Source organism: Acinetobacter sp. YH12102, from assembly GCF_013419125.1.
GTDB classification, from domain to species: domain Bacteria; phylum Pseudomonadota; class Gammaproteobacteria; order Pseudomonadales; family Moraxellaceae; genus Acinetobacter; species Acinetobacter pseudolwoffii.
On sequence record NZ_VPAS01000029.1, the window covers coordinates 1 to 10,265 of the forward strand.

The 10,265-nt window shown below is 33.9% G+C and carries 17 protein-coding genes; 10 read left to right on the plus strand and 7 right to left on the minus strand.

The features are described from left to right. Positions 1–4 precede the first annotated feature (4 nt). Positions 5–616: a recombinase family protein gene (locus FTU42_RS14080; RefSeq protein ID WP_180041286.1), complete on the minus strand. Its 612-nt coding sequence runs from the start codon at positions 614–616 to the stop codon at positions 5–7. A 202-nt stretch (positions 617–818) separates the two neighbouring features. Here FTU42_RS14080 and FTU42_RS14085 point away from each other — a divergent pair, with 202 nt between their 5' ends. From FTU42_RS14085 to FTU42_RS14095, 3 genes are all read left to right on the plus strand, one after another. Beyond that, on the plus strand, positions 819–1,211 hold the full coding sequence (locus FTU42_RS14085; RefSeq protein ID WP_180083638.1) for a hypothetical protein: 393 nt from the start codon (positions 819–821) through the stop codon (positions 1,209–1,211). A gap of 101 nt (positions 1,212–1,312) precedes the next feature. After that, the gene (locus FTU42_RS14090; RefSeq protein WP_026438268.1) at positions 1,313–1,558 is read left to right on the plus strand and encodes a type II toxin-antitoxin system RelB/DinJ family antitoxin; all 246 of its coding nucleotides are present in this window, start codon (positions 1,313–1,315) and stop codon (positions 1,556–1,558) included. Next, positions 1,548–1,841, plus strand: coding sequence for a type II toxin-antitoxin system RelE/ParE family toxin (locus tag FTU42_RS14095; protein ID WP_004733298.1), 294 nt, complete (start codon positions 1,548–1,550; stop codon positions 1,839–1,841). Before FTU42_RS14090 ends, FTU42_RS14095 begins: the two co-directional genes overlap by 11 nt. A gap of 56 nt (positions 1,842–1,897) precedes the next feature. Here the strand turns inward: FTU42_RS14095 and FTU42_RS14100 are convergent, their stop codons facing one another. Continuing rightward, positions 1,898–2,221, minus strand: a complete 324-nt coding sequence (locus FTU42_RS14100; protein ID WP_180083641.1) for a hypothetical protein — start codon at positions 2,219–2,221, stop codon at positions 1,898–1,900. Positions 2,222–2,324: 103 nt separating this feature from the next. Here FTU42_RS14100 and FTU42_RS14105 point away from each other — a divergent pair, with 103 nt between their 5' ends. After that, positions 2,325–2,747, plus strand: coding sequence for a hypothetical protein (locus FTU42_RS14105; RefSeq protein WP_180083644.1), 423 nt, complete (start codon positions 2,325–2,327; stop codon positions 2,745–2,747). Then, a complete protein-coding gene (locus FTU42_RS14110; RefSeq protein WP_005254628.1) occupies positions 2,744–3,070 on the plus strand; it encodes a hypothetical protein in 327 nt (108 codons plus the stop codon). The genes FTU42_RS14105 and FTU42_RS14110 overlap by 4 nt, the downstream gene beginning before the upstream one ends. A gap of 544 nt (positions 3,071–3,614) precedes the next feature. On the opposite strand, the gene FTU42_RS14115 is transcribed toward FTU42_RS14110, so the two are convergent. Continuing rightward, positions 3,615–3,878: a hypothetical protein gene (locus FTU42_RS14115; protein WP_180083635.1), complete on the minus strand. Its 264-nt coding sequence runs from the start codon at positions 3,876–3,878 to the stop codon at positions 3,615–3,617. A gap of 232 nt (positions 3,879–4,110) precedes the next feature. On the opposite strand from FTU42_RS14115, the gene FTU42_RS14120 reads away from it, so the two are divergent. After that, on the plus strand, positions 4,111–5,262 hold the full coding sequence (locus tag FTU42_RS14120) for a DNA cytosine methyltransferase (RefSeq protein WP_180083647.1): 1,152 nt from the start codon (positions 4,111–4,113) through the stop codon (positions 5,260–5,262). Here FTU42_RS14120 and FTU42_RS14125 read toward each other — a convergent pair whose 3' ends face one another. The 3 genes from FTU42_RS14125 to FTU42_RS14135 all read right to left on the minus strand — a co-directional run bounded on the left by FTU42_RS14125 (position 5,263) and on the right by FTU42_RS14135 (position 6,697). After that, entirely contained in the window at positions 5,263–5,883 is a 621-nt protein-coding gene (locus FTU42_RS14125; protein ID WP_180083650.1) for a SinI family restriction endonuclease, read from the minus strand. Between the two features lie 69 nt (positions 5,884–5,952). Beyond that, positions 5,953–6,201, minus strand: coding sequence for a helix-turn-helix domain-containing protein (locus FTU42_RS14130; protein ID WP_180083653.1), 249 nt, complete (start codon positions 6,199–6,201; stop codon positions 5,953–5,955). Positions 6,202–6,328: 127 nt separating this feature from the next. Beyond that, a complete protein-coding gene (locus tag FTU42_RS14135) occupies positions 6,329–6,697 on the minus strand; it encodes a LysR family transcriptional regulator (protein ID WP_180083656.1) in 369 nt (122 codons plus the stop codon). 304 nt (positions 6,698–7,001) lie between these two features. On the opposite strand from FTU42_RS14135, the gene FTU42_RS14140 reads away from it, so the two are divergent. The 4 genes from FTU42_RS14140 to FTU42_RS14155 all read left to right on the plus strand — a co-directional run bounded on the left by FTU42_RS14140 (position 7,002) and on the right by FTU42_RS14155 (position 9,685). Next, positions 7,002–7,343, plus strand: a complete 342-nt coding sequence (locus FTU42_RS14140) for a hypothetical protein (RefSeq protein ID WP_180083659.1) — start codon at positions 7,002–7,004, stop codon at positions 7,341–7,343. Between the two features lie 626 nt (positions 7,344–7,969). Next, the gene (repM, locus tag FTU42_RS14145) at positions 7,970–8,902 is read left to right on the plus strand and encodes a replication initiation protein RepM (protein WP_004759367.1); all 933 of its coding nucleotides are present in this window, start codon (positions 7,970–7,972) and stop codon (positions 8,900–8,902) included. 59 nt (positions 8,903–8,961) lie between these two features. Next, positions 8,962–9,522 carry a plasmid replication DNA-binding protein gene (locus FTU42_RS14150; protein ID WP_257225600.1) on the plus strand — a complete coding sequence of 187 codons (561 nt, stop codon included), beginning with the start codon at positions 8,962–8,964 and terminating at the stop codon, positions 9,520–9,522. 19 nt (positions 9,523–9,541) lie between these two features. Next, on the plus strand, positions 9,542–9,685 hold the full coding sequence (locus tag FTU42_RS14155; RefSeq protein ID WP_005166864.1) for a hypothetical protein: 144 nt from the start codon (positions 9,542–9,544) through the stop codon (positions 9,683–9,685). A gap of 184 nt (positions 9,686–9,869) precedes the next feature. Here the strand turns inward: FTU42_RS14155 and FTU42_RS14960 are convergent, their stop codons facing one another. Further along, positions 9,870–10,073, minus strand: a complete 204-nt coding sequence (locus FTU42_RS14960) for a hypothetical protein (protein ID WP_153567192.1) — start codon at positions 10,071–10,073, stop codon at positions 9,870–9,872. Positions 10,074–10,265 lie beyond the last annotated feature (192 nt).

The following is a 10,265-nucleotide window of genomic DNA, read 5'->3' on the forward strand; positions in this document are numbered from 1 at the left end:
CTTTTTAAATGACTTTAGCAACTCGATAAACAGTTGCAACTCCACAATTCACTGCTTTGGCAATTTCTTCCTTAGTCATATTGCCAGCTGCTAGTAATTCTTTTATTCGTTTGTGCTTAGCCTCATTGGCTTTCTTACCTGTTGGCTTGTAACCCGAACGTGCCAAGCCCTGCTTAATACGTTCTATACGTTTCTCATTGTCCAGGCGGGCCATTGTTGCCAGGAGATCAATCAACATATTGTTGATGAGATCCAGGATTGAATGAGTAATGCTGTCATTGGTTTGAATCATTTGGTAGGTAGTAGGAAGATCTGCTACGACTAAACGAAGTCCCTTCTCCTGGATCCTGCGCTTCAGCTCTTGAAAATCCTGTTGGGTTAGGCGTGATAATCGGTCAATACTTTCAACCAACAAGGTGTCGCCTTGATTTGCTTCTGACAGTAGCTTATTCAATTCAGGTCGGTCTAACTTCGTACCACTATAGTTTTCCACGTACACAATGGTTTCGCCCAAATTCAAGTTTTGGTTTAGATCCTGAAGAATCTGCAAAGCCCTTTCTGCATCTTGATCTTTAGTTGAAGCTCGTAGATAAATACGTGTATTCATTTCTATCATTTAATCTTAATTCTGTTAGATTAATGATAATACTATCATTTAATTATCACATTAAGTCTAATGATAGAGGTTGTATGCGATTTGGCTCTTTATCATTCAGCTATAGTCTTTTGATAAAAAAAGCATGACTAAAAGCCATGCCTTGGGAATTCATATAACGTGTATTATGTTAATTTTAGGAAAATTAAAGGATTCTTAGATCATGATAGTCCATATTATAAGAGAAGCTTGTTGTTCCCAAGATGATCAATTAGGCCCTTTAGAAATACAATTAGAATTTGATGAAAATGTAACATTAGAACAAGTAATAGAGGAAATCTGCACAGTAAAATTTCTTCAATATAGTTCTTCACATAACCATATGATAGGAACAGCAGATGATCAAAAAATAGTAGAAATACTATTACCTCAAGAAGAAATAATTTTTCATATTCAGAAAGATAATTTAGTTAAAAATTTAATAGCTGAAAGCGGATTCAGCTTCTCTTTTATAAATAGTATTTTCGACATTAAAGATAAAACAATGACTGAAAATAAACCTAACAAATGTCTAGAAGAAAGAAGCCTTTTACAAAATCTTATTTTTTGGAAATAAGTTATATATTGAATCAATTAACATAATGGCGGTTATACGAACTATCTTTGTAATGCATATTGCATTACAATATTCTCATGCATTCAATAAATGGGAAAATGATGGCTACTGTTAATTTCAGGGTCGATGAAGCCCTTAAAGAAAAGTCTTATTCCATCCTAAAAGAACAAGGAATTGCACCTACTGAGTTCTTTACTAATATTCTTGAATATATTGCTACGACTGGAAAGCTTCCAGTACAAAAAGCTTTACTCTCAGAAGAGGATACCGAGCTATTAGCGATTGTTCGTAAACGTGTTAATGATCCTAAAGAGATGTTCGAGGAAGTCACATTAGATGACTTATAAGCTTTTACGTCATAAGGACTTCACTGCAGAATGGGAAAAGCTTCCTAGTGCTATACGAGATCAATTCAAGAAAAAATTAGCTAAGGTAATAGAGCAACCACATATTCCAAAGAATATGCTTAAAGGTGATCTTGCAGGCTGCTATAAAATAAAATTATTAAAAGCTGGTGTCCGACTTGTTTACCAGGTCAAAGATGATCAGGTAGTTATTTTGCTAATTACCGTTGGAAAACGAGCTGATAGCATTGTTTATGATGAAGCAAAAAAGCGGATAAAAGACTAAAAATGGGAGCTGCATGCCCCCATTTTTGGCTTCGTATAACGCGTATTATGTTAATTTTAGAAAATCTGTTTTAGTTTGTACCTTTTCAAAATTATGTAAAAAGCAAATAAAACACTTATCCAGAACAAATAATCAAAAATAAAATATAAGAAGATAAATTGATCTATTCCTATAATAATATTTAAAGGATCTAGCGCTATACTCCCACCTGGAGATATTTCACCATCTACTAAAAACTGTAAGGGAAATCCTCCTCCAATGACTTTAACTTTTTCAAGCTTGTCTACAACTATACGATCCACTAATATATATTTCTGATAAAACAAAGATAAATAAGTAAAAATAAAAGATAAGCAATTGAAGTATAAAAATTTTTTCATAATTTTCTCTCATATGTCTACTAATTTTAACAATTTTTAATCAGAGCTTTTTGGAATAATTTGCTTTAATTTCTCTATTATTTTCTCAAAAAATTCCTTTAATATGAAAAGATTAGAATTTATTTTATTAATTTTCCTTGCAGCCTGTAGTCCAGTTACAGAAAAAATAGAATCAAATATAGTTGTTCCACGTATTCACTATACAGGGGGAGCAGATAATGCAAGTTATAGTGAGGCTAAGCTTATTAAGGAAGGTAAATGCTTATATCTAGAACATGCTGATGGCTCTAAAGTTCTGCCAATTTTTGCTACGAAAACTATAGATTGGAATACAGAAACTAAGAGCTTAAAAGTAGATTCAGACACTTATTTTTTAGGTGATAAAGTAGCATATGGAGGGGGCGGCTCCTATCCTCTAGAAAAAAATAATTATTCTTGGATAACTGAAGTAGATCATGGCTGTGATACCTCACAAGTTATAGTTATTAATAAACTCATAAGACCAATTGAAGAACTACCAAAATGAAGAATAGCCTATTTTACTGTCTTACATTAGTTCTACTTATAGGATGCCAGCCATTTGAAAAAAATGGATATATTTTTATTAAAAATCAGACTGATTATCCAATTACAGACCTTAAAGTAACTTATATTAGTGCTCAAAAAACTTATAGCTTAGGTACTCTTTATCCTTATTCAGAATATAAATACGCCATCAATTACGAGCAGCACAATGAGGATTCAATAATCTTTTCATATTTAGATAAAAATCATAAAGAGATTAATCAAGAAGTAGCTACGTATGCAGCCAAATATGATAGGAAAAGTTATGAAATAGTTATTCAATAGAATATAAATTACAATTACTAATTGAATAAAAAAACTTCAATTTGAAATTTCAAAAACTTGATTTTTCCACTAAATAACTATCCATTTAACATAATGGGCGTTATACGCAATACACTTGTATATTAATTGAAATATCAATGACTTAAAATTTCACACTCAACCCTAAAATCCGTAAAAAGCCGACTTTGAAACAAGTCGGCTTTTTTATGAACGGTTTTGATATGTTTTGCCAATAATTTTGTTTAAAAAGTAGTCAATTTTTCGGTTTTTTAAATTTTATCAATGCTTCAATGTCCAAAACTATCCACATTTTTTGTGGATAAAATTTAGGCTATTTTGTACGCTTAGGCTCACATCAATCTCGGCCCTTTGCTGCTATGCGGCATACTGGAATTTTCATATGATTAATTGGTCAGGAACAGGATGTTCCTTAGAATTACAAAGAATGAGCACCAGGATGGGGCCAGATACGACAAGCACTAAGACAGCACAGACCTAAAGTTCCAATAAAAAACCCTGGCAGGATGCCGGGGTTTTTTATTACTTAAGACACAAGCACATGCTTCTTGATTACATTAGAAATTTCTTCACTAAAAACCACCTCAACATCATTATTCCCAGAAGTATTCAAAGGCTTTTTCACGACAGTAAAATATTGCGTATCTTTAATATTTTTATCAGTTGGTTTTAAAGAAATAATAGCGTAAGTGAATCTTGGATCTTCTGTCTCCATATAAGAAATATCTTTAACCTGATAGGTATGACGATAATTTTTAAGTGGTATTAGTTTAAATTTTGGCTCTGACATGGGAATTCCTAGAGGCCTCTGACTTTTAATAGTGCATATCAGGGGCATATATACCAAATTGATGAATTATCAACTCTTGGTTCATTCTGACACAAGGTTTTCGACATAGCATTTGAATATAAAATCAGGGCTTTCTCATTTCTTGCTCGATTAAATAAAGAAAACTACTTAACAGTGGACCTAGAATTATAATTCTAGTATGATCTTCTCATTGTTTTTTCCGGATCCTTATGTGAACTATCTCAGTTTTTTTAGTGGTGCTTTGGGTTTAGATTTAGGCTTAGAAAGAGCTGGATTTAAACCCTTAATGTACTGTGAGTTTGATAAAAAATGTCAGGAAACCATTAAGCTAAATCAGCCAAATGTTCCACTATTAGATGATATTCGAAATTACTCAGCAAAAGATATTCTTCAGGAAATAGGCCTCTCAGAAAAAGATCGAATTGATTTAATCGTTGGTGGTCCACCATGCCAAGCATTTTCAACAGCTGGTGCTAGACGTTCATTTGAAGATGAACGAGGTAATGTATTTATTCACTACCTTCAACTTGCAACAGAGCTAAAAGCTCGTTACATCGTTATAGAAAATGTACGAGGACTCTTATCAGCTGTTTACAAGCCATCAGACCACGATGAAATTTCGTTAAAAGATGCAAAAGGCACAGCCTTAGAATACGTTGTTCAATTCCTTGAATCTAAGGGATATGGCGTATCTTTTAATTTATATAATTCTGCAAATTATGGTGCACCACAAATCCGTGAACGTGTTGTAATTATTGCATGTGCAGATGGCTCTAAAGCTCCATATCTAAATCCTACTCACAGTCAAAATGGCGAATTTGGGCTTAAACCGTGGACAACTCTAAAAGAAGCTATCTCTGATTTAACACCTGAGAAAAATCAAGCCTGTGCTGCATTTCCAGAAAAAAGACTTAAATATTATCGCCTATTGAAATCAGGTGAAAACTGGAGAAACTTACCTGAAGATCTTCAAAAAGAAGCAATGGGTAAGTCTTACTACTTAGGTGGTGGGAAAACGGGTTTTCTAAGACGATTAAACTGGAATAAGCCTAGTCCTACGCTTGTTACTAGCCCAACTATGCCAGCAACTGATTTAGCTCATCCTGAAGAAGATCGTCCACTAAGCGTGGCAGAATATGCTCGAATTCAGCAGTTTCCTGATCATTGGAAATTTGCAGGTAAATTAGTGGATCAATATAAGCAAATAGGAAATGCTGTTCCTGGTGACCTTGGATATGCAATTGCTCAAACGATTGTTAATCATGATCAAGGTAATGACATACAGCCACCAGAAAACTTTCCTTTTTCTCGCTATAGATTCACAACAGAAAAAGATTGGAAAAAAGCTTTTCAGAAGAAATGATTAAGATAGATAGTTTCTTATAAACTGTAAAAAGCCTTCTTCACTCAATTGATCGCGAAATTCTTCTTCAGGAAAATTTTCCCAATTTGTATTAGTAGCTCTTTTTTTAGATGGTTTGGAATATGTTCTGAACCACTTTTCAATCGTCGTACCATGACGAATAGCTGAAGATGAAGAGTTCTCTGTATTATCTCTATTCTTTACCTGAACAGCTTCCCAAAGCTTTGTTGATTTATTATATTTAATAAAATCAATTGCCCTAACAAAATCGCCCGCACACCAAACCCACCCATGCGGTTCAAGCACTTGTGCAATATATCTTTCTAAAAGCGCACCTACTAAATTTTCCGCGGACATAGACAGCTGATGTTCAACCTTAATTTGTTCAGTCTGAATCTCAGTGAAACCACAGCATTCTTGCAGAATGACACTAACTGCATCGTCTGGAATAGTGGTTGGTCTTGATAAAGTAAGTTTCTGTTCTTTAGATCTTACATAGCATTCATGCAAAGCATTTATACCTTCATCAGAATCTAAATTTAGACGTTTGCTTCTGCTTGAAAGTCGATCAGGATTATCTTTAAGAAAATTTAGTAAAATTTGAAATTTTGGATCGTACATTAATTTTAATCTATTAAAAAAATCACTATCTTATGCGAAGAACTGATTGAAAACTATTTTATCTTTCACTTAATTTTCATTCTTTTTTATATAATCTAGAGCCTTTCTGACTTCATTTGATTTTGATTCAAGAACCACATTAAATTCTTTTAAGTGTTTATATTTATTTAATTTTTTAACATAATTAGCCACGGTATTATTAGAACATCCTAAAAATTTTGCTATGTCTTTTTGATATAGACCATGGTTTACGTAAAGCTCATAAGCCAAAAGTTGCTTTAATCCAACTGGGGTATCAAAAAACTTCTTGTCGAACATACTCACTAAAAACCACATATAAACAGGTCTGTTATCATCCCATAGATAGAAATATTTAACATAAAATCTCTTATACGAAATTCATCAGGCTACCGCCACTATACAAGGTCACACACCTTACACTTTTTTAACACTTGATCGCGGATCTAACTTTAGAAATGAATAGATCAATTGAATTTTGGTTCTTGGAAAAATCCAGCAGTAGCCCGTTTACTTTAGATCGGATCTCTTTCGGATCAGTCAGCTCTCCATTCATTAAGTTTTTCAGTAGCCCACCCACTTTATTCATATCTGATTTTAGGCTGCGAATTTCCTGGATTGTCTTTATATCAGTCAGACTTTTAGGTTGGTAACCCAAGCCTAAATCACGCAAATACTGAGAGGCCGACAAATTTCCCTGGGCCGCATTTTCTTCAATTTGCTTTTTTTCAGCTTCAGTTACCACAACTTGAATTACTTTTTGGCGTATCCGTTTCGGCTTTTTCTGTTCAGTCATTTTTTGATTTCCAGTACATTTTGGCTATGCCAAAAGCTCCGCAGGACAAGATGCTACGTTGAGCTGAAAGCGAATAAGTAGGGTAATTTATATAACCAAGGCTTGCCATGTTATATAACATTACACATCTTGCCAATATCACTGAAAGTTCAATTGCACATAAACGCATATAATTGCACATCAAAATGAATAAAAACTATTTAAAAGCTTATAGTTGCAGATAATTTCATATAAAATCGTATAAAAGCTCTTAATTGCATATAGTTGCACATAATTGCATAAATTAAGGAAAGAGGAAGTTATTATGGTTACCAGGCATGGCGCTAAAAAATTCATCATCTCTGTATTACCTGAAATAGAAAAACGGCTAGAAGCTGGTCATACAATTAAGGAAATCCACGCTGATTTACCAGAGCTAGCGAACAATATTTCTTACAGTTCAGTTCTGAGAAATTTGAATAAAATGGGAATGAGTGAAAAAAAGGTACATTTACATAAAATAGAAAAATTAGAGTCCCAGGATATGGTCCCTACTTCTAATGAAAAAATGAAAATGACGAATGCAGAAAGAAATACAGAAAAATTGAAGACTAAAAAACCTGTTTTTTCTTATGACCCTCATACAAAAGGTAAAGATTTTATCTAATCACTATAAAACTTAGCTTTTAAATGCACTCATTTGCGATTTAAGCTCAAATTCACACTGGAAGGTACAGAACGAGTGTCTACGAGTGAAATCGCTGAAATTCGCGCTTAGACTCTCTGAAAAACAATCTTTTAGATATTAGAAACTAAAAACTTTTTAATTACATATAAAAATTCGATTCTAGATCGAGTGTAGCGAGCAAAAAAGCTCTATGAGCGAAGCGAATGCATCGTGCTTTTGCTTTTTATTGAAGTCACAACGAGATGAGCCAAAAAATTGCCCCGACGAATCGAGCGAAAGCGAGATTCAATAGAGTTTGAGCGTAGCGAAAACCAAGGGCATTTTTCACTCCTTGGGCTTTTAATTATTTTAAAGTTTTTAAATGCTTTTAGACATGCTGAAAGCCTTTGCTTACAATGCTTTCAAGGGTTATATGACTACGTTTACCTACCAATATGACTACGTTTACCTACCAATATGACTACGTTTACCTACCAATATGACTACGTTTACCTACCATAAGTCTACTTATTTTTTTTTGTAGATTTAACTACGTTTACCTTGCATTTAACTACATAATATTTTATATAGATTTATATTCAGAAATAAAAAAGTAGACTAATAACATGCGAGATCTAGTTGTAAAAGATAATGCTTTAATTAACGCAAGCTATAACCTAGATCTAGTTGAACAGCGACTTATTCTTTTAGCTATTGTTGAAGCAAGAGAAAGTGGTAAAGGCATTAATGCAAACAACCCTTTAGAAGTGCATGCAGAGAGCTATATCAATCAATTCAATGTTGCAAGACAGACTGCCTATCAAGCATTAAAGGATGCTTCAAAAGATTTATTTGCTAGACAATTTAGCTATCAAGAGATGAATAAACGAGGAAACATCGAAAACGTACTAAGCCGATGGGTTAGTGAGATTCGTTATATTGATGCTGAAGCGACTGTTAAGTTAATTTTTGCACCCGCTATTGTTCCATTAATTACTAAACTCGAAGAACAGTTCACTAAGTATGAATTACAGCAAGTTAGTAATCTCAGTAGTGCTTATGCTGTACGCCTATATGAATTATTGATCGCATGGCGTAGCACTGGCCAAACTCCTGTTATAGAGCTTGAAGAGTTTAGAAAAAAAATTGGTGTGCTTGATGATGAGTACACAAGAATGGGGAACTTTAAAGACAGAGTCTTACATCTAGCTATAGATCAAGTTAATGAGTTTACAGATATCACTGTTAAATATGAGCAGCATAAAAAAGGACGTTCAATTTATGGCTTTTCATTCTCATTCAAGCAAAAGAAAAACGTTAACAAACCAAATCTAGAAGCTAGAGATCAAAACACCTTAGATATTTTCACCAAGTTAACAGATGCCCAGCGTCATTTATTTGCTAACAAATTGTCAGAACTGCCTGAAATGAGTAAGTATTCTCAAGGCACCGAAAGCTATCCGCAATTTGCCGTACGAATTGCCGAAATGCTATTAGATGCTGAAAAATTTAAAGAACTATATCCATATCTAGTAAAGGTTGGCTTTCAAACAAAATAAAGATAATGTTCAGTAATATGCTCACCTGAACATCCTTGTACATGAACAGAGGGATTGTATTGAACACTACAAAATTTAGCGTTATGGACGCAAGTAAAGCCTTTAAAAAATCACGGACAACAATATATGAGGCTTTAAAAAATGGTGAATTATCAAGAGATAATAATGGTCTAATAGACTTATCTGAACTTATCAGAGTTTATGGCAACCCAATCGGTGTTCAGTCCAGTACACGTACTGAACAAGTTCAGAAGGATGTACAGGTACACGTTCAATCTGAAGTCGAAAATCTATTAAAAGATCAGATTTCTTTACTAAAAAATCAGTTAGATTTAGCAAATCAAAGAGAAAAGTCTTTGATGCAACATATTGAAGATCTTACTCATAGAATTGAGTTTAAAGGCACCTTAGAACAGTCACAACAAGAAAATATTGATAAGCTAAATGAATCTACAAATTCAAATATAGCAACGGATCCTCGGTCACAGACTGACTCTAACTATGACGAATTGACTACTTCCGAGAGTAAACGGATCCATCTTCCTGAGCATGTTGAACCAGAACCTAAAAAACGTAGTTTATTTGGCCGGGTGCTGAATGCCGTATTTGATAATGACTGAGAAATAAGGGAGAAGGATCATGCCAAAATTGAAAGATATTGTTCTGGGTATTGTGGTTGCTCCTGTACTGATCCCGATCATGCTGATTGCGTCTTACCAGGATAAAAAGGCGCTAAAGAAAGACCTAGATAAACGCCAAAAAGAAAAAGACCAGGCTTCCTGATTATTCACCTGGGCTTATCAAAGCCGTGGAACTTTGCTCAATAAGTAAGCGTGGAACATGAATAATCATAAAAAAAGCCCATTCGAGGGGGAATGGGCTTTTTAATAGTATATAAGAAATTGATTTCTAAAGAGAATTATAACGCACTTCGTATAAGGTGTATTATGTTAATTTTAGGAAGTCTTTAGAGTTGGCCTTCAAGTAACTGACCTATTTCTAACCTGGTATAGCCACGTTCTTTAAAGATCAAAATAATTGCTTTTCGATAGTTCTCACAATGAGCAGTTTTATACTTATTAATTAATTGGATTTCGGAATTAAGCTCGAGGTCATTTTTTATCGTCAATACTTCCGTAGAGACTTTATTAAAAATCTTGAAATTAAACATACAGGCGCTCTTTATCAATATTGTAGCGGCCCGACTACAACAAACACCTGCCTCAGCTTAGCTAGACACCCTTGGGCGCAAGGATTACAAATTCAGCAGGATTCTGCAAGCTTTACCCAATTGAAAGCATTATTATTCATCTAAATACCCGGCCATTTAACATAATGGTTGTTATGCGAAATTCCTAGCATA

Excerpts from the sequence above, each read along its gene's own strand:
- FTU42_RS14080 (WP_180041286.1), bottom strand. The coding sequence starts at position 616 with ATGATAGAAATGAATACACGTATTTATCTACGAGCTTCAACTAAAGAT.
- FTU42_RS14085 (WP_180083638.1), top strand. The coding sequence starts at position 819 with ATGATAGTCCATATTATAAGAGAAGCTTGTTGTTCCCAAGATGATCAA.
- FTU42_RS14090 (WP_026438268.1), top strand. The coding sequence starts at position 1,313 with ATGGCTACTGTTAATTTCAGGGTCGATGAAGCCCTTAAAGAAAAGTCT.
- FTU42_RS14095 (WP_004733298.1), top strand. The coding sequence starts at position 1,548 with ATGACTTATAAGCTTTTACGTCATAAGGACTTCACTGCAGAATGGGAA.
- FTU42_RS14100 (WP_180083641.1), bottom strand. The coding sequence starts at position 2,221 with ATGAAAAAATTTTTATACTTCAATTGCTTATCTTTTATTTTTACTTAT.
- FTU42_RS14105 (WP_180083644.1), top strand. The coding sequence starts at position 2,325 with ATGAAAAGATTAGAATTTATTTTATTAATTTTCCTTGCAGCCTGTAGT.
- FTU42_RS14110 (WP_005254628.1), top strand. The coding sequence starts at position 2,744 with ATGAAGAATAGCCTATTTTACTGTCTTACATTAGTTCTACTTATAGGA.
- FTU42_RS14115 (WP_180083635.1), bottom strand. The coding sequence starts at position 3,878 with ATGTCAGAGCCAAAATTTAAACTAATACCACTTAAAAATTATCGTCAT.
- FTU42_RS14125 (WP_180083650.1), bottom strand. The coding sequence starts at position 5,883 with ATGTACGATCCAAAATTTCAAATTTTACTAAATTTTCTTAAAGATAAT.
- FTU42_RS14130 (WP_180083653.1), bottom strand. The coding sequence starts at position 6,201 with ATGTTCGACAAGAAGTTTTTTGATACCCCAGTTGGATTAAAGCAACTT.
- FTU42_RS14135 (WP_180083656.1), bottom strand. The coding sequence starts at position 6,697 with ATGACTGAACAGAAAAAGCCGAAACGGATACGCCAAAAAGTAATTCAA.
- FTU42_RS14140 (WP_180083659.1), top strand. The coding sequence starts at position 7,002 with ATGGTTACCAGGCATGGCGCTAAAAAATTCATCATCTCTGTATTACCT.
- repM (WP_004759367.1), top strand. The coding sequence starts at position 7,970 with ATGCGAGATCTAGTTGTAAAAGATAATGCTTTAATTAACGCAAGCTAT.
- FTU42_RS14155 (WP_005166864.1), top strand. The coding sequence starts at position 9,542 with ATGCCAAAATTGAAAGATATTGTTCTGGGTATTGTGGTTGCTCCTGTA.
- FTU42_RS14960 (WP_153567192.1), bottom strand. The coding sequence starts at position 10,073 with ATGTTTAATTTCAAGATTTTTAATAAAGTCTCTACGGAAGTATTGACG.